This window comes from Streptomyces sp. NPDC088246 (assembly GCF_044741025.1).
Taxonomy (GTDB): domain Bacteria; phylum Actinomycetota; class Actinomycetes; order Streptomycetales; family Streptomycetaceae; genus Streptomyces.
This window is the reverse complement of sequence record NZ_JBIURV010000092.1, coordinates 1-17,714: the sequence shown is the minus strand read 5'-3', so window position 1 is coordinate 17,714 and position 17,714 is coordinate 1. Positions and strand designations below refer to the sequence as shown.

Genomic DNA, 17,714 nt, shown 5'->3' with positions numbered 1-17,714 from the left:
GAACCGCCAAGGCCGGGGCGGGGAAGCGCCGCGTGGCGGCCCGGTAGAGCCCGCGGCCGGAACGTAGGAGAGTGCAGCCGCGAGCTCCGTCTCACGCCCTCACAGCCTTGCTGCGCAACGCGTCTACCTGCGCAAATGCGGTGTGAGGCTCACAATCTCCGCGTCTTCTGGGGGTTCCAGGCGCTCCTTTCGCGGGCGTGGCAGAGCCGGAACGGGGCTGCCGGGGAGGAGACCCTTGCGGCGCATGGCCTGGTCGCGGCTGCGGCACCAGGTGGTGCAGAACTTGCGGGGGCGGCGGGTGGCCTCGGGCAGCGGCTGGGCGCAGGTGGGGCAGTGGCCGGCCTCGATGACTGGGGCCAGGTTCTGGAACAGCCGCCGGACGCGGTCTTGGTCTTCCGGGGTGTACGGCTCCGCGTCGGCACGGCAGCCGGCGAGGAGTTCGGCGAAGACGGAGCGCAGCGCAGCGAGGTCGCGGCGGCAGGTGCCAAGGAGGTCGAGGTAGTTCTCCACCGGCCAGGTGGCCAGGACGGCGGAACGGGAGAGGTAGAAGCCGACGGTGTCGATCCGGTGGTGGTCGGTGGTGTCGAGCAGGAGGTAGCCGAGCAGTTGCCAGGCGCTCGCCTTGGGGAAGCGGTGACCCAGCTCCTGCGCGCCCTGCTCGTGTTGACGAATCTCGAAGTCAACCGCGGATTTTGATCATCCCCACCTCTGACGCGGTGGGATCGCACGCTGATCCAGCAGCCTGATCCCTGTCCTGTCCTCACAGGGACGAGGACCCATGACCTTCACTGTTCTTCGCGGAAGCCGTTGTATTCGTCATTCATCAGGTCCCAGAAGGACCGGTAGCGGACCGCTCCGGGCAGCCAGTGGGCGAGATACCAGGCTTCCCACTCTCCGTCTGCGGTGACCACGCAGGGGTTGAGCAGGTAGACGTCGGTGGCGTTCGGGGTATGGCTGATCGTCAGGGTGTGCGGCAGGTATTCGGGGCGGAGCGAGGCGGGGTCCTGGGCCTCGCCGTAGACGAAGTACTCCTCGTCGCTCACCCGAGGCGCCGTCTCCGTGAGTCCACCCGTCCAGCCTGTGATGAGCTCCGGGTCCAGGTCCCGGGCCCATCCGACTTCCTGGAGCGGCAAGATTCGGTCGATGCCATGGGTTGTGTTGAGCCAGCCGTTGCTGGTCAGCAGGAACTGCCGGTAGCTCGCCGGCAGAACGGTACCCAGTCGCTGTTCGAGCGCGCTGAGGTCCTCGCCGGTAGCCCCAGCAGCCCCCAGCCAGCGAGCTTTGCGCACTTTGCCGGGAAACGGCTCGGCCTGCTCCTGTTCATGCAGTACAGGGTCGAGCCACCCGTCACTCCACCGTTGCAGCAGATCCCGCCATGCGTAGCAGCGCCCATCATCCTGACTTTGTGTGCTTCCCATGGCGGAAGGTTAGGGGCGAGCACTGACATTGATGCTGATACTCAGGTTCCGGTGGCCGTGGCTCGGGCACTGACTGACGCCCTGCTGGGCTGTCCTCAAGTTGCTCTGTCCGGCCGCCGGGACCTGTTCTCATGGCTCCGGCCGGGCGGAACATGACCTGATAGCGCCTCTGTGTGTCAAGCGGCTTGAGCGAGGTGGGTTCGTTGGTCTCGTTTCGTGATCCGGTAGACCACGTTGGACAGGCGTCGTTTGAGCGCTCTGCGGGCTTCGGATGGTGTCTTTCCCTCGCTGATCTTGCGGAGGTAGTAGTCCTGCCCGCGCCCGCCGTCGCGGATTTGGCAGACGGCGATGGTGTGCAGAACCGAGTTCAGCGCGCGGTTGCCGCCGGTGTTGAGCCGGTGGCGGACATTGTTGCCGCTGGAGGCGTCCAGGGGTGCGCTGCCGGTATAGCTGGCGAAGTGGTGCTCGGTGGGGAACCGGCTGACGTCCCCGATGTGGCCGAGGACTTTCGCGGCCAGCACGGTACCCAGGCCCGGCAGGGTGGTCAGCGTTGTGCGGGTCGCGGCGACGGCCTCGCGCATTTCGGCTTCGTTGTCCTTGACCTGCCGGTCCAGTCTGCGCAGGTCGGCCAGCAGGTCACGGGCTATGTCCCGGCGGCAGCTGTCGGTGGCCGTGACCGGCCGGATGCCCTTCATCAGGGCGGCAGCCTTGTCGGCCGACAAGCCGGTGGGTGCTCCGCCGGGCAGGAGATCACGCAGGACGGCGTGGAGCCGGTTGAGGACGCGGGTGCGCTCGTGGACCAGGTCGTCTCGCCGCTCGGTCAGCAGCCGCAGGATCGTGGTCTGGTCTTCCTGGACTACGGGTCGCAGGTCATGGCGGAAAAGGGCGACCTGGGCAACGTGGAGGGCGTCCTTGGCGTCGGTCTTGCGGTCTCCTCCGGTGGCCAGCAGCCGGGCCCGGGCCGAAAGGGTGGAGGGCACGTCGACCACGTTCTCGCCCGCGGCTGCCAGCTGCTGGGCGAGCGAGCGGCCCAGGCCGCCGGCACCCTCGACCGCGAAACGACGGTCGGGCCACTGCTCGCACCAGCGCATCAGCTGGCGGAATGTTCCAGCGTTGACGACGAACCGGCGCTGGGCCACCTGATGGCCTGCGGCGTCAACGGCGACGGCGGTGTGGGACGACTTGTGGGGATCGACACCGATCAGGAACACAGGCTGCTGTCCTCGCACTCGATGAATCAGGAAGGGAAGTGCGGTGGGCACCCTGACTTGAAGTCACTGCGTCACCTTCATGCCTCTGTCGAGCCACACCGCGCGGGTGTCGGCCGGCGGCGGCACGCTATCAGTGAGCCAGCCCGAGGGCGGCAAGGAGCACTGCGGGCCCATGCCGACCGACACCCTGGACGCTACGGCTGCAGACCGAGCATCTGGGGTCGATTCAACAAGTCAGGAGCTTGGTCAGAAGCCCCCTCAATGTCCTGTCTGCGCCACCTGGCCGGCGCCCACCTTCGGCTGGGAAGGCAGTATCAGCATGACATCAGAGGTTGTGGAGGACGCCGCGGACCAGGTCGTGTTCGGCGGGGTCGACTCCCTGCTGGTGCACCACGACGTCGTCGTACAGGGCGCGGCCGGTGCGGCGCGCGGCACGCAGCCGGGCGCTGAGAACGGTGGAGGCGATGACCGCGCGGTCGTAGAGCAGCGGGACGCGCGGGATGTCCCACTCCCCCGGCTCCAGGGGGAGGCGGGGCGTGTCCGGGTCCCCGGGGCCGGCCGGGGGCTGGCCCGGATCAGGTTCGGCGTCCGGTGGGCGGCGGCGGGTGGGCGGCGGCGGGTGGGCGGGTCGGCCAGGGACCAGCGGGCGGTGTAGAAGCGGTAGGCCGGCATACGGCCGCGCAGCGTCTTCGGCTCGCTGATGTCCAGGCAGTGCGCGGCGATGGCGGCGTCCACGACTTCCTCGTCCAGGCCCGGCTCGCGGCGGCGGCCGCGCAGAACGAGAGCGAGGTGGCAGCGGGCTTCGGCGAGCAGGTGCCGGCGGTGGAAGAAGCCGTCCTTGTTCATCACGAACACCATCGCGGTGACGTCGACGGCCGCCAGGGCGACATCGACCACGGCGGCGACCCGGGCCCGGATCGCCGCCGCCGTGGCACGGGCGCGCTCGAGGAGGGAGTTGATGACGTCGACGGCCACCCCAGAAGTGAGGATCGCGCTCGTCCTCCACCACGCGCGCAGCTGCGCGAGCGGCCGGGTCTGCTGCTTCGGCGGGCGGGTCATCTTCGCCGCGATCCGGTTCAGCTTGGCGCGGGCCTGCTCGGACACCTCGGGCGCGAACTTCAGGTTGCCGTCGTCGTCGACGGCGGTGACGTACTTGTGCTCCAGCTCTGCCAAGCAGGCGGCTATCTGGTCGCCGCGCCGTGAGGTCCAGCGGATCAGCTCGTGCGGCACCCCAGCGATCTCCATCACTGGGCGGCGCCCGGCGGTGACGGTGCGCGGCTCGGAGGCCAGCCCCAGCGCCTCACACACCTCCATCATCACGATCTCGTTGTAGAGCGCGGACGCGGCAACGGTGTTCTCGAACAGGACCTCCGAGTGGACCGACCCCCACTTCCCGTCCAGGCGCTGCCCCTTCACCGACAGCATCAAATGGTCATGGAGCAGCGGCATCCCTGACCGGGCCTCGTAGTGGCGGAAGCGGGCCGCCACCAGGCCGCCGGGCGGCCGGACCTGATAGACGCCGTCCTTACCGAAGCGGATCACCGCCACCTCGTCCTCGATCCACTTCAGCACCCTCTCAATCGCCCGCTCGTGCGCGGCCTCGATCACCCGCCGGGTCTGGTCATCACCCAGCACCCACAGCAAGTAGATCGTCGGCTGCGGACGGAAGACGAAGTCGACGCCCGTGACCTTCACGCGGCGACCGAGGGCGCCGGCCTTCCACGCGTCCTTCGGTGACTTGCCCGCAGCCAGTTGGTCGGCCTCGATCAGATCCGCGTGCGGGTGCCGGCCTTTTTCCTTGAACAGGTTGCGCAGCTGCGCCTCGGTGACGACGTCCCCGGCGGCCAGGCCGAGGGCGGCGAGTCCGCGGCCCATCCATCGACCGGCCGGGACACCGGCCTCCTCCTGAGCCTTGGCAAGCGGCGTGCGCGCCGGGCGTCGGCCGTCACCAACGACGACCTGGCGCAAGTAGTAGCGGTACATCTGCCCGGCGGTGATAAGCGCGATATCCATCGTGCTGCCCCGGAGGAGACCACCGTGCCCACCTTCGAGACCCTCCTCCGCTTCACCACCAACCTCCAACACCTCACCACAGCCCAGCGCCAGCGCTTCCACCGCGTCGTCCTCGTCCTGGACGCCTTCGTGCCCGACCTCCGCACCGGCCTATTCCGCCCCGGCCTACGCATCAACGGCGTACGCGTCGCCCCCAGCGTCTACGAACTCTGCGGCCGTCGCCTCACCCCGAGGAGTCAAGGTTCCCGATGTCCGCGTACACGCGGGCCAGCGCCTCCCAGTCCGGCTCTTCGGCATCCACCCCGGTGCTGCTGTCAAGTACGTCAACACCGCGCATCCGGACAAGGCGATGCCACGTATCCGCTGACAGGGCGCCACTGACCACGGCAGCGCCGGACCGTGGGAGACCGACCGCAGCGTCCACGCTGGATAGTGCTTGGCTCTTCCGCTCCTCACACCTTCCGGAACGAGGATCCCCCGCCGGGGCGAACGCTCGCGCATGTACTTGCGCGCGGTGGCCGCAGGCCACGGGATGAGCTTGCGCTTCCAGGCCATCCAGTGTGTAGCGCGGTTCGTCGCCCCAGCCTTTCGACATGCGCGCCCTGCCCCGGAACCGACACGGGGGCCAGCAGCACGGACGGGACGGCGGGGCCGCACTCGCGGTAGTCGGCTCGTCGAAGGGGCTGAGTCGGTCGGCCGGGGGCGTTGGGCCGGAGGTGTTACGCGCGACCGCTGGTGGTGTGACGGTGCGACAGGTGATGGGCACTCACCCTCGCGCCTCCTGGTTTTATCGCCATCTTATGTTCGCATGGGTCCGCACTTGGTGAAGTCTGCGTGATGATTCGTTGCTGTGTGTTCGCTGTGTGTTCTGCGGTCTCCCGCTCCAGCGGACTCGGTGCTCAGGTGGGCGTTCGTCACCTGATGGACAGCGGCTACGGGTCGGCAGACGCAATCCACCCCGAAACAGGAAGGACCACCTTCAATGGCTGTGGCTGCCACTCCGTCTGCCTTCTCGGAAGACGGGCGCAAGCGAGTCCGACGCAGGCGTATCTGGCGCAGGGCGTCCTTCGCCGTGCTGTCCGGTGTGACTCTGCTGAGCACGACCACGTTCTTCACCACCGCCGCGTATGCAGCGGAGGCTCCGGTGGGACTGGGGACCGGCATCAGTTACGCCGTGCTGGCCGGCTCAACGGTTACCAACACGGTCACCACCACCGTTCTCAACGGAGACCTCGGGCTCAGCCCGGGGAGTTCTGTGACGAACTTCCCGCCCGGTCTCGTCTTCGGCGCTCAGAACGTGGCCAACGGTCCCGCTCTCACGGCGAAGAACGACCTGGGCATCGCCTACAACGACGCGGCGGGTCGGACCCCGACAGGGGACGTGACGGGCGTCGACCTCGGAGGACAGACGTTTACGACTGGCGTCTACAACTCCACAAGCTCAATGGCGCTCACTGGGACCGTCACCCTCGACGGAGGGGGGAACTCCGGCGCCGTCTTCATCTTCCAGGCGGCATCGACCTTGATCACAAGCTCGGCGAGCAGCGTCAGACTTGTCAATGGGGCTCAGGCCTGCAACGTGTTCTGGCAGGTGGGCAGCTCCGCCACGATCGGGACGTTCTCCAATTTCAAGGGCAGCATCCTGGCCTCGGAGTCCATCACGGTACAGAACGGCACGGAGATCCAGGGCCGGGCCCTGGCGCGTACTAGCGCGGTCACCCTGGACAACAACACCATCACCGTGCCGTCCTGCGTCGGGGCGCCCGGGCCGACCGGGCCCACTGGTCCGACAGGCGGTACCGGACCTACTGGTCCGACGGGCGGCACTGGTCCGACGGGCGGTACCGGACCTACTGGTCCGACAGGCGGCACCGGTCCGACGGGCGGCACCGGTCCGACGGGCGGCACTGGTCCGACGGGCGGCACTGGTCCGACGGGCGGTACCGGACCTACTGGTCCGACGGGCGGCACCGGACCTACTGGTCCGGCAGGACCTACTGGTCCGGCAGGACCTACTGGTGGTGGTGGCAAGGGTGACCACGGTGGTGGCAAGGGTGACCACGGTGGCGGCAAGGGTGACCACGGTGGCGGCAAGGGCAAGGATGACCACGGCAAGGGCAAGGGCAACCACGGCAAGGACAAGGGCAAGGACAAGGGCAAGGGCAACCACGGCAAGGACAAGGGCAAGGGCAAGGACAAGGGCAAGGGCAAGGGCAAGGGCAACCACGGTAGATAGGCTCGCGACCATCTGGCCGACACGCGGTCAAGGGCTGAACTGGCGCGCAGACCGGTGGGCGGCTCGGTGGGAGCAGAGGCTCCAGGCGTGCCAGGATCCCGGCGGTCGCCGCTCCTGAGCTCCTGCTGCGAACGCCTGCGCGGCGAGCTCCGTGACGTTGGTGTCGGCGACGCGCACCGCTGTGACCGACCGATTCCGCGCCTCTACCGCGCCTGTGAGGTCCTTGAGCAGCTGCGTCCAGTCCATGCCCGGCACAACGCTCGTGGCGGAAGAGAGTGACGGGCTGTGATGATCCGGGGATCTACCTCCCAGCTCGCTTCCCAGGAACGCGCCCACGAGGGAGAACAAGGGGTCAACCTCCCAGGCATCCCAGACAGATAGAACATCTCGCCCCCCAGGCACCTCCCGGATCATCAAGGGAGCTGGGAGGTTACACAACGTGAACCTCCCAGCTTCACACCCGGCTTGCTCCGGCGTAGGTCGATGGCCTGGGCGAGGAAGTCGGCGAGCTGGGCGGTGGCGTGCGGGTTGGCCTGGGCGAGCCGGGCGACGAACGCCAGCTGATCGACGCCGATGGCCGGGGCAAGGTGTGCGAGCGCGGACAGCAGCGCGGCGTGCGCGGGCGTCACCTATTCGAACAAACCGCCGCCGTAGCCTTCGCGAGCACAGCTTCTGTTGCCCACCTGGGTCAAACAACGGCGGCCCCTGCCTGGTCGAACCTCCCGGCGTTCCGCGACCACTATGTCAACGGTCATTGAGATGCCCAGGTGGGTGGCCGTTGGAGGCCCAGGCTGGTGGCCATCAGAAAGCCAGGCGTGTGGCCGCGGGTGTTCCCGGGGTGGGGGTCAGTTCAAGGGGACTACTCCCTTCCCTGCGAGGGCCTCGGCGAGGCGATGCGAGTCACCGGTGGTGGTCACGAGGTGAGCGTGATGCATGAGGCGGTCGGTGCTCGCGCCCGCGAGAGTCTTCGGCATGATCGTGTCGAAGCCATCTGGGGCTGGCACTTGTTCCCTCACAAGAGTTGCTGCTGCCACCTGGCCGTATCCCCGTCCCGGGGGCCTCGTTGATTCTCGCGGTGACGTCACGGTTTTCAAGGTGTCACCTTGACCGTTCAGGTGCGAGGAAGGTGTGCCGATGGCCGAGGCGAGACTGCAGGTCATCGCGGGCGGGGCTGTTGCGCAGGAACCGCTGACCACGGATCCGTGGCAGTTCCAGACCGCGTGCGTCGACGCGTTCGTCGCCTTCGAGGCGGGCCCGCGGGTTCAGCCAGGTGACCATCGACAACGACAAGCCGTCGGCGGCCGGACCGTTCGCTCCGGCCAGTTCCCAGGCCCGCGAGCGTACTTCGGCCCGCGCCGACCGGATCGCGGTGAGCGCCTTCGGCCCGGCTGCGGCAAGGGCGTCGATGAGCCGTGAGACCGTCGGGTCGGATGCCACCGGGCCGAACACGTCGCGCTCGGCCCGCAGCATGGCAACATCGGCGTTGAACCCCGACGTGCGCGAACCGATTGCGCATCTCCGCCAGGGCCTTGAAGTAGCGAGGGGTGAGCAACGTCGTCTCCGGCATGCACTCGCGCTGGACTCGCTTTCGAGCGTCCTCCCATTTGCAGCTCTGGAAGGCGCCCGTCGCGTGCTTGGCCGCGTCGTACTCATGGGAGGACGCCCATACGAGGGCGGGGTCCTTGAGTGCCAGCCGGGCCTTGAACAGCGTCTCGACAGTTGCCGCCAGGTGCACCACGGCGTAATTCAGGTTCCGGGTCGGGACGTCTTCGCCGGCGGCGAGGAGCGTGACGGTGCTCTCGAGGAAGTCCAGCCCGTTGAGCAAGGGGAAGTTGATGCGTGTCGGCTCGGCGCCGTCGCTGCTGTCGGTCATGTGCCCCCCTGCCTGGAAGAATGACGCACCCGGCGACCACACCCGGCGATCTCCATGGCTCCGGTGAGGCGCCAGCCAGCCTTGAAGGTTACGCCTGCAGGCGCTTGATCCAAGGGTGAGGTCCGTACGTCTGGGAGATTGTCGAACGCCGTCCGCTACGCCGACCCGGGTCAGCACCGGATCGCGGATGTGCTGGACGCGGCCCGCCTCCTGCGGCAGACAGGGGCGGCTTCGCGGAGCCGTTGCGCGGTGATCGTCAGGCCGTTGCGCAGGGCCTCGACCTCGCAGGCCAGGCGGATCTTCTTCTTCTCGAACCGAGCCAGGTCTGTCACCGGCTCCTCCATCTGCTGGAGGTTCCCGCAGCCACACCCGGACGGCAGACGTTCGCCGAACGGATCCCTGGACTGACCCAACGTCATGCTCAGCGGGCTGAGCGGCTGCGTGCGGCCTTGGCCGAGGTGGGTCTCGCTTTGGCCGGCCGTGCCGGAGCCCGGGACTCAAGCCACTCGATCCCTTCCCCGAACAGGCGGCACCGTGGACAGCCGTTTGCATACCTGCAGCTCGGTCAGCCGTGTGCGGTATCCCAAGGTGAGGGCGAGCGCCGGCCGCCGTATCTGTTTCCGCGACGCGGCCTGACACCTCACAACAGCCCCCTGGACCGCGCCACGTACGAAGCGCTCGTCACCGCCGTCCTCGCGTGGAAGGACTCGCACCTCGAACCCCGCAACTCGTACCCAGGCGGCCGGCAGCGGCGGCTCGCGACGGCCCCGCAGGCCGCGGCCTCGGCCGGGTGCCGGTCCCCGTCCGCGCCTGCGCGGGGACGCTCCGCCCGGCGACGCCGTGTGACCCGCCTAGGGGATGGCCTCCGGTTGACAGAGCTCAGGGCGACATAGTTACTTAAAGTGTCTGAGTCGTTACGTTGTGTGATCGATGGTGATCGTGCCGTCCCCCTACGAATCTGCCGCCGCCCTCCACCCCACGCGAGGAGCCCCACCGTGACCACGACCCCCACCCGTCCCACCGCCGTCCCGTCCATCGAGCAGCTGCCCCAGCCGGAGCTGCGCGGGTCCACCGACATCCAGGGCAACATCCTGGCCGCGTTCAACAAGGACTTCATGGACTTCCGCTACCTGCGCTTCCCGGACGCCGCCAAGGGCCGCGGCTGGCTCTCCGCGATCCTCAACACCGTCGCCACAACCAACGAGACGGAAGACTTCAACGAGCAGTTCTCGCTGGCCCGCCGGGCCTTCGGCCGCGACCCGTCGATCACCACCGTCCGCTGCGGGGTCTCCCTCACCTTCGAGGGCCTCGTGACGATCGCCAACAAACCCGATCAGATCAAGAAGGACCTCAGCACCTTCACGTCGTTCTGCGCGGGCGCGGCCGCACGGGCCAAGGACCTCGGGGACACCGGCGAGAGCGACCCCAAGACCTGGTTGTTCGGGGTCGGCACCGGCGACAAGGTCGTGCACGCGGTTCTCATCGTCGCCGCGGACACCGAGGCGCTGCTGAAGGAGAAGCTGAAGAACCTCGACACGGTCGAGCAGACCCACCAGATCACGCGCGTCCATGTGGACGAGGGCCGCACCCTGAAGGGCGATCTGAAGGGTCACGAGCACTTCGGCTACAAGGACGACATCTCCCAGCCCGGCGTCAAGGACTTCCACCGCGAGGACGCCAGCCGCGAGGGCTTCCGCGACAACCACGCCGGGACCGAGCTGATCGAACCCGGCGAGTTCGTCTTCGGCTACAAGAGCGAACAGGGCGACCGGAAGGCGCCGGCGTGGATGAAGAACGGCTCCCTCCAAGTGGTGCGCCGCCTTCGCCAGGATGTCGTCGGCTGGAACAAGGCCGTGGTGGACGGCGCCAAGAACTTCACCGGCAACATGGACGCCAACCGGCTCGGTGCCTGTCTGGTCGGCCGGGCCAAGGACGGCACACCGCTCGCCCCGCCGTGCAGCGCCGTGACCGGCCTCGGCTCGGACCGGAACGGTTTCGACTACGCGAACGACCCCACCGGCCGGCACACCCCCTGGGCCGCGCACATCCGCCGCACCCATCCGCGTGCCTTCGCCGGAATCGTCGACAAGAAGCCGAAGAGCCACCGCCTGATGCGCCGCGGCATTCCGTACGGCCCTGAGTTCAAAGGCGGCCCGGACGACGGTAAGGACCGCGGGCTGATGTTCATCTGCTACGGCACATCGCTGGAAGAGCAGTTCGAACTGGTCCAGCAGCACTGGTCCAACGACGACGCGTTCACCCCCGGGGAAAGCCGGTCCGACCAGGTTGCCGCCAACGGCTTCGACAAGGTCACCGGCCTCGCCGGCAAGGCCTCGATCGAGCTCGCGGACGGCACCTTCGGCACGGTCGACATGAAGCGCTTCGTCCGCACCGCGGGCGCGCTCTACGCCTTCACCCCCTCGATCAGCACGCTGCGGCTGCTCGCCGAGGGCGAGGACCTTCCCAACAAGTCAATCGGCTCCTGAGCGGCGAGGAGAAGCCATGAACGAGAGACCCACCGTCGAGGGCACGGCCAACGACCGCGCCCGCCAGCAGACTTGCTGGCAGCTGGCCCGCGAGCTGCTGCTGGTCGGTCCGGACGACAAGGACCTGAAGCTGCGCTACCTCGACATCCTGATCAAGGAGGGCATCCCGGAGACCGACGAGCCCAAGGACGTGCTGATCGTCGGCGCCGGGATCGCCGGTCTGGTTGCCGGGAAGCTGCTCAAGGACGCCGGGCACAACGTCACCATCCTGGAGGCCAACGCCAACCGGGTCGGCGGGCGGATCAAGACCTTCCGCTCCACCGATGACGAGCAGGACGGCCCGTTCTACGACCCGGTGCAGTACGGGGAGGCCGGAGCGATGCGGCTGCCCAGCTTCCACCCGCTCACCCTGGCCCTGGTCGACAGACTCGGCCTGAAACGGCAGCTGTTCTGCAACGTCGACGTCGATCCCGACACCGGCAACCAGAAATCGCCCGTCCCGCCGGTGGTCTACGAGTCCTTCGAGGACGGCAAGGTCTGGAAGTACGGCGAGGACAGCCCAGACTTCCGCGAGCCGGTCAAGCGCTTCAACAGCTGGATCCGCACCAACCGGATCCAGGCCCGCCGCAGCGAGTACGCCGCCGACCCGAGCAGCGTCAACGAGGGCTTCCACCTCACCGGCGACGAGGTGCGGATCACAGCCGGCGAGATGGTCAACCAGGCGCTGGAGCCGGTCCGCGACTACTACTCGTACATCGAGAACGGCAAGCGGGTGCGCAAGCCGTTCGCCGAGTGGCTGGACGGCTGGGCCCGGGTGATCCGCGACTTCGACGGCTACTCGATGGGCCGCTTCCTGCGCGAGTACGCGGGTTTCAGTGACGAGGCCATCGAGGCGATCGGCACGATCGAGAACATGACCTCGCGGCTGCACCTGTCCTTCTTCCACACCTTCCTGGGCCGCAGCGACATCAACCCGGACGCCACCTATTGGGAGATCGAGGGCGGCAGCTGGCAGCTGCCCTACGCCCTCGCCGATGAGCTCCAGGACGAACTCGAAATGGGCGAGCGGATGATCCGGATGGAGTACTGGGACCCGCGCCGCGACGGCGGGGCAGGCCAAGACGTCGGGCCGAACGGGCCCCAAGTCGCCGTCCACACCGTGCCCGAGGGCGACCCAGAGGCCGAACCCACGGTCTGGAAGGGTGACTTCGCGATCGTCACCGTCCCGTTCTCCGCGCTGCGGTTCGTCCAGGTCTCGCCCCCGTACTCGTACAAGAAGCGCCGGGCGATCATCGAGACACACTACGACCAGGCCACCAAGGTGCTGCTGGAGTTTTCCCGCCGGTGGTGGGAGTTCACCGAGGCGGACTGGAAGGACGAGCTCGACTCCATCGAGCCCGGCCTGTACGAGTACTACCAGCGGGCTGGCGAGGAGGACGCCGAGGCGGCCGCGCTGGCCGCGCACAACGGGCACCGGCCACCGCCCAATCTACCGAGGGTGCTGCTCGGGGCCCACCGGAGCGTGGACTCCAGCCGGATCAGCCAGGAGCAGTTGGAGGTCTTCCGGCACACCCCGCTGCGCCGGGCGAGCGTGCGCCCCGCCACCAACTGCTTCGGCGGCGGTTCGACCACCGACAACCCGAACCGCTTCATGTACTACCCCTCGCACCCGGTGCCCGACAGCGACGGCGGCGGCGTGGTGCTGGCCAGCTACAGCTGGTCGGATGACGCGGTGCGCTGGGACTCGATGGCCGACGCCGAGCGGTACGTGTACGCGCTGCGCAACCTCCAGTCGGTGCACGGCCGGCGGATCGAGGTGTTCTACACCGGCTATGGCCAGACCCAGAGCTGGCTGCGCGACCCGTACGCCTTCGGCGAGGCGGCGGTGTACACCCCGCACCAGATGACCAGCTTCCACCTCGACGTGGTCAAGCCGGAGGGCCCGGTGCACTTCGCCGGCGAGCACGTCTCGCTCAAGCACGCCTGGATCGAGGGCGCGGTGGAGACCGCCGTCCGCGCGGCGATCGCCGTGCACGAGGCACCCACACCACCACCCCGCGCCAAACCGGAGATCTTTCCAGATGTGCGGGCCGGACGCGCACGCAGAGCGGAGGTGCTGAGCGGATGAGCGGCAACGGCGAATGGACGGTGGGCCGTTACCTGGCCACGAGACTTGAGCAGTTGGGCATCCGGCACCTGTTCGGGGTGCCGGGCGACCACCTCGGCCCGTTCCTGACGATCATGCACGCCACCACCGGGGTGCGCTGGGTCGGCACCCCGACCGAGATCGGTGGCGGCTACGCCGCCGACGCCTACGCCCGGGTGCGGGCCGCCGACGCCGACCTCGCCAAGGGCGAGCAGGGCGTCGCCGCAGTCGCGGTCACCTACGGCGTGGGCGCGTTCAGCCTGCTCAACCCGATCGGTGGTGCCTACGTCGAGTACGTGCCGGTGATCGCGATCAACGCGGCGCCGTCGTACGAGCAGTGGCTCAACTACCAGGCGGTCGGTCTGCTCACCTCGCACATGAGCCAGCGCCGGGAGAGCAATCTGGAGGTCTACCGGCAGGTCACGGTGGACGCGCAGGTGATCTCCAACCCCGGGCTCGCGCCCTCGCAGATCGACAGCGCGATCATCGCCGGCCTGACCGAGCGCAGGCCGGTCTACCTGGAGGTGATGGACGACCTCTGGAATGCCCCGTGCGCCGAGCCGCAGGGCGAACTCCGTGGTCAGGAAAGGCCGTTCACCAAGAAGAACGAGGAAATGCTCGCCAAGGCGGTGGAGGCCTCGGTGAAGCTGGTCGAACGGCTCGGCACGCCGGTGCTGTGGGCGGGCGAGGAGATCGAGCGCAACCGGCTGGAGCGGGAGCTGGTCTCTCTGGTGCAGCTGACCGGCATCCCGTTCTGCACCACCGTCGGCGCGAAGTCCGTGGTCTCCGAGAACACCCCGGGCTTCACAGGCGTCTACAACGGCAAGGCGAGCCTGCCGGAGGTGCGCAAGGCCTTCAAGGCCGCCGGGTGCCGGATCGGCCTGGGCACCTGGTCGACGTCGAAGAACCTCGGCGGCGAGAAGTCGATCGGCGACGACTGGATCGTGGCCGCCCACGAGGGCGTCAGCGTCGGCGCGCAGTACTTCCCGGACGTCCAGCTGGCGCGGTTCGTCCCGGCACTGCGGGACGCGCTGGGTGTCGCTTTCGGCAAGCGGGCGTTCGAAACCGACCTCTTCGCGCTGGCACACGCCAAGGACCGGCAGGTCCCGGCGAGCACGATCGCCTTCCTGACCGGCCTGAGCAGCACGGACTACCCCGAGGAGCTCACGTACGACGGGTTCTTCCAGCACATGAACGCCTTCCTGCTGAGCCAAGCGCAGGGCGACGGCCCGGAGGCCACCTCGCCGTTCACGGTGGTCTCGGACGCAGCGTTCGCACTGCTGGGCTCGATGAATCTACAGATGGCGGAGCGGGCGAGCTTCGTGGCGCAGAACAGCTGGCTGTCCATCGGCTACTCGGTCGGCGCGGCCACCGGGGTGGCGCTGGCCCGCCAGCAGCCGCTCAAGCGGCCGCTGGTGTTCGTCGGGGACGGATCGTTCCAGGAGACCTGCCAGGAGCTGTCCACGCACGTGCGCCACCACCTGCGGCCGGTGGTCTTCGTCCTGGACAACGAGGGCTTCTACGGTATCGAGCAGATGCTGGTCAGCCCCTGCTACTACAAGGAGAAGCCGTCCGACGGGGCCGACTTCTACAACGTGCTGCACCCGTGGCAGTACGAGAAGCTGGCAGAGGTCTTCGGCTCCCAGAAGGACCGGATGCACGGGCGGGAGCTCACCACCCACACCGAGCTGGAGTCACTGCTGCTCGACATCGCCGATCCGGGCAGTGACATCAACCACGCCCCGATCCTGGTCCGGGTCCGGCTCAACCGGCACGACTACCCGCGGGCACTCCAGTACAAGATCGACGAAAAGTGCAAATAGCCGCCGTACGGCGCACCGGCCCCGGCCTGAGGATCGGGGCCGGTGCGCGCCGCGTCCGTGCTCAGCGAACTGATGGTCCGCGCCCCCTGGCGCAGGACCGGCACCACCCGCCGGCTCCACGACGAACTGCTCGCGGCCCGGCCCGAGTTCGCCAAGGCGAACAGCTCCCCGAGTGGCTCGACGCCGTCCGTCAGGACGACCTGCCCGGCCTCCGCACCCTCGCTGCGGGCGACGATCGCGACGTTGTCGTCGCCGGCCTGACCCTGCCCTGGAGTTAGGCGTCGCCAAGGGCCACGTCAACCGAATCACGATGCTCAAACGCCAGATGTTCGGCCCAGCCGGCTTCGCCCTACTCCGTCAACGCGTCCTGCTCTACTCGTGAAGCACAGGTCAGACCACACGGTCAAGGAGCCCTGTCTTTATCGAGCAGTAGTGAAGTCACATGTCGATGGGCTTGGGAGGCGCCTCAATCCACAGAGGGGGCGGTGTTGATGAGTTCGGGAGGCACTGGATCTCTTGCCAGCGCAGCATCGGGATGCCGTCGGTTGGTGAGGGGGGCGTGATACTGGTAGGAGCCGTTGTTCGAGTGGTCTGTATCCGTGCTCGGCGCTCTCGGATCCGTCACGGTTCGTAGCGGTCAAGCCAACGGGAACGGAAAAACCAGTCGTAGTTGATCAAGGTTCCTGAAACCCTGACCGGCATGACCCCGGACCCCGTTGACCAGGCTCGACGTCTCGCGTGTGACCGTTTCCCCGATGCGCTCGCTGTGATCCTTGCCGGGTCGACGGCTGCGGGACGAGCCACTGCCAGCAGTGACCTGGACATCGCGGTGCTCATCGGGGACGGCGGCGAGACCTGCCGGGAGACGATCCGGTTCGAGGGACGTGTCGTGGAGCTCTTCATCCACACACGTGCCGGTCTCGTGGACCTCTTCGCTGCGGACGTAGCTGCACGTCGCGCGGTCCTGCAGAGCATGTATGCCACCGGTCTCGTCCTGATCGACACGAATGGTGAGGCCGGACGCGCCCGCGCCCTGGCCGAGGCGGACCTCCGCGAGGGTCCGCCGTCGCTGGCACCGGAGACCGTTGAGACAAAGAGGTATGGGCTGACGGACGCTCTGGACGATCTCGCCGACGCAGGCGACCACATCGAGCGTCTTGCGGTGGCGGGGTTCGTTCTCAACGCTGCGGCCGATCTGCTCTGCGACTACCAGCACGCGTGGATCGGCGGCGGGAAATGGCTGCCGCGGCGTCTTCTGGAGGCGGACGCAGAGCTCGGGGCCGCCCTGCTCGAAGCGCACCTGCACCTGTGCAAGTCGGGAGAACCGGGGCCCATGATGGACGCGGCATCAGGGATCCTCAACCTGGTCGGCGGGCCGCTTCGCGAGGGCTATCGCAGAACCTGGCGCGGTGTCATCGAATCGGTTGCTGCTGCTTCCGGGCGTTGATGGGCTGAGGCGGGTGACGGTCTCGGTGGCTATCGAGTGTGGTCGCCGGGGGCGTAGTGCTTCCCGGCGGCCCGGGAAGAGCCAGTCGGCCAGCATCGTGCCAACGCTCCGTCGGCTCGCGCCTTCCCTTTTCTCCGCCGCCTCCGCGCGCAGCGCCGTCACTTCTGCTCGACAATCACGAGCCGAGTGATCACCAACTGACTCCGGGACCCGTCGACAAACGCGGCTCCCAGAGATCGACGAAGCCAAGGAGCCCGAAGCCCTCCGGGAACAGTTCCAAGAACTCCCGCCGCACGGGGTCGGACTCCGCTTCGGCCATCGTCCCGAGCAGGTCGATCAAATCGCTCCGCTGGCCGCTCGACAACCGTCGCCCAGGCGATCGCACTCGCTGAGGGTGCCGTCCAGGAGCACGTAGTCGGGGTTGTGCTCGCGCAGGGTCTTGAGCATGCCCGGCGCCCGGCCGGCCAGGAGGTGGACGACCGCGGCGGTGTAGGCGTGGGCGGTGCCCACGGATATGCCGAAGCCGGCCGCGATCTCGGCGAGGGTGTCGTGCCTGCGCATGGGAGGGCGCTTCCTCCCTCTTTTCCAGAGGCTGCTGCTGGAGCCTACGGCGGATCCGATGCAGTGCTTGGAGACGGTTCTCTCCAACCATCCCTACCATGACGCGGTCGTCGACCTTTTCTTGTACCTGAAGGAACTCGAGGCCGTGCCCGGGGACCACGTACCGGGCGTGGTGCTGTGCCGCCCGTTCCTCCGTGACCACTGCACGCTTCCCCTCCCCGGCGTATAGCCCAAGGAAACGACGAAACTGTGACCGGCGGCGCAGACGGGCCAAGGGTGCCGCACATCCTCCAGCACTGCATCCCAGCCGCCGATGGGGATCAGCCACCTTGGGGATACCTCAAGCGGAGGCACGTAAGAGGGCGATAAGAGCCGGTTCCTCAGACTTGGTGCCGATCTGCCCCTTGAACCGCCCCGGGTTTGATGGAGATCATCAAGACCCGGAAGGATGCCGATCATGGCTGCTCCCCGTAAGTACCCCGACGAACTGCGTGAACGCG

13 protein-coding genes and 2 pseudogenes are annotated in these 17,714 nt (G+C 67.9%); 7 read left to right on the top strand and 8 right to left on the bottom strand.

Features of this window, described 5'->3' with window-relative positions; genetic code table 11:
• Nucleotides 1-333: 333 nt before the first annotated feature.
• Nucleotides 334-696 carry a hypothetical protein gene (locus ACIPEK_RS44545; protein WP_402008389.1) on the top strand — a complete coding sequence of 121 codons (363 nt, stop codon included), beginning with the start codon at nt 334-336 and terminating at the stop codon, nt 694-696.
• Nucleotides 697-785: 89 nt separating this feature from the next.
• On the opposite strand, the gene ACIPEK_RS44540 is transcribed toward ACIPEK_RS44545, so the two are convergent.
• The 3 genes from ACIPEK_RS44540 to mobF form a co-directional block, all read right to left on the bottom strand.
• Complete coding sequence (locus ACIPEK_RS44540; RefSeq protein ID WP_402008387.1) at nt 786-1,418, bottom strand: SMI1/KNR4 family protein; 633 nt, start codon at nt 1,416-1,418, stop codon at nt 786-788.
• Nucleotides 1,419-1,594: 176 nt separating this feature from the next.
• Nucleotides 1,595-2,629, bottom strand: a complete 1,035-nt coding sequence (locus tag ACIPEK_RS44535) for an IS110 family transposase (protein WP_402008385.1) — start codon at nt 2,627-2,629, stop codon at nt 1,595-1,597.
• Between the two features lie 258 nt (nt 2,630-2,887).
• Complete coding sequence (gene mobF, locus ACIPEK_RS44530; RefSeq protein WP_402008383.1) at nt 2,888-4,642, bottom strand: MobF family relaxase; 1,755 nt, start codon at nt 4,640-4,642, stop codon at nt 2,888-2,890.
• A gap of 982 nt (nt 4,643-5,624) precedes the next feature.
• Here mobF and ACIPEK_RS44525 point away from each other — a divergent pair.
• A complete protein-coding gene (locus ACIPEK_RS44525) occupies nt 5,625-6,878 on the top strand; it encodes an ice-binding family protein (protein WP_402008381.1) in 1,254 nt (417 codons plus the stop codon).
• Between the two features lie 27 nt (nt 6,879-6,905).
• On the opposite strand, the gene ACIPEK_RS44520 is transcribed toward ACIPEK_RS44525, so the two are convergent.
• The 4 genes and pseudogenes from ACIPEK_RS44520 to ACIPEK_RS44505 form a co-directional block, all read right to left on the bottom strand.
• Nucleotides 6,906-7,124: a hypothetical protein gene (locus ACIPEK_RS44520; RefSeq protein ID WP_382229789.1), complete on the bottom strand. Its 219-nt coding sequence runs from the start codon at nt 7,122-7,124 to the stop codon at nt 6,906-6,908.
• A 167-nt stretch (nt 7,125-7,291) separates the two neighbouring features.
• A complete protein-coding gene (locus ACIPEK_RS44515; protein ID WP_382229791.1) occupies nt 7,292-7,507 on the bottom strand; it encodes a hypothetical protein in 216 nt (71 codons plus the stop codon).
• Nucleotides 7,508-8,168: 661 nt separating this feature from the next.
• Nucleotides 8,169-8,360 (bottom strand): annotated as a pseudogene (locus ACIPEK_RS44510) (IS1380 family transposase); the annotation flags it as partial.
• A gap of 561 nt (nt 8,361-8,921) precedes the next feature.
• Nucleotides 8,922-9,083 carry a hypothetical protein gene (locus tag ACIPEK_RS44505; RefSeq protein ID WP_402008391.1) on the bottom strand — a complete coding sequence of 54 codons (162 nt, stop codon included), beginning with the start codon at nt 9,081-9,083 and terminating at the stop codon, nt 8,922-8,924.
• A 663-nt stretch (nt 9,084-9,746) separates the two neighbouring features.
• Between ACIPEK_RS44505 and ACIPEK_RS44500 the strand changes: the two genes are divergently transcribed.
• From ACIPEK_RS44500 to ACIPEK_RS44480, 5 genes are all read left to right on the top strand, one after another.
• Nucleotides 9,747-11,237, top strand: coding sequence for a Dyp-type peroxidase (locus ACIPEK_RS44500; protein WP_402008379.1), 1,491 nt, complete (start codon nt 9,747-9,749; stop codon nt 11,235-11,237).
• Between the two features lie 16 nt (nt 11,238-11,253).
• Nucleotides 11,254-13,365, top strand: a complete 2,112-nt coding sequence (locus ACIPEK_RS44495) for a flavin monoamine oxidase family protein (protein ID WP_402008377.1) — start codon at nt 11,254-11,256, stop codon at nt 13,363-13,365.
• Complete coding sequence (locus ACIPEK_RS44490) at nt 13,362-15,206, top strand: alpha-keto acid decarboxylase family protein (RefSeq protein ID WP_402008375.1); 1,845 nt, start codon at nt 13,362-13,364, stop codon at nt 15,204-15,206. Before ACIPEK_RS44495 ends, ACIPEK_RS44490 begins: the two co-directional genes overlap by 4 nt.
• A 42-nt stretch (nt 15,207-15,248) precedes the next feature.
• Nucleotides 15,249-15,467, top strand: coding sequence for a hypothetical protein (locus tag ACIPEK_RS44485; RefSeq protein WP_402008373.1), 219 nt, complete (start codon nt 15,249-15,251; stop codon nt 15,465-15,467).
• 439 nt (nt 15,468-15,906) lie between these two features.
• Nucleotides 15,907-16,653, top strand: coding sequence for a nucleotidyltransferase domain-containing protein (locus ACIPEK_RS44480; protein WP_402008371.1), 747 nt, complete (start codon nt 15,907-15,909; stop codon nt 16,651-16,653).
• A gap of 363 nt (nt 16,654-17,016) precedes the next feature.
• On the opposite strand, the pseudogene ACIPEK_RS44475 reads toward ACIPEK_RS44480, so the two are convergent.
• Nucleotides 17,017-17,214, bottom strand: a pseudogene (locus tag ACIPEK_RS44475) (transposase family protein); the annotation flags it as partial.
• Nucleotides 17,215-17,714: the final 500 nt, after the last annotated feature.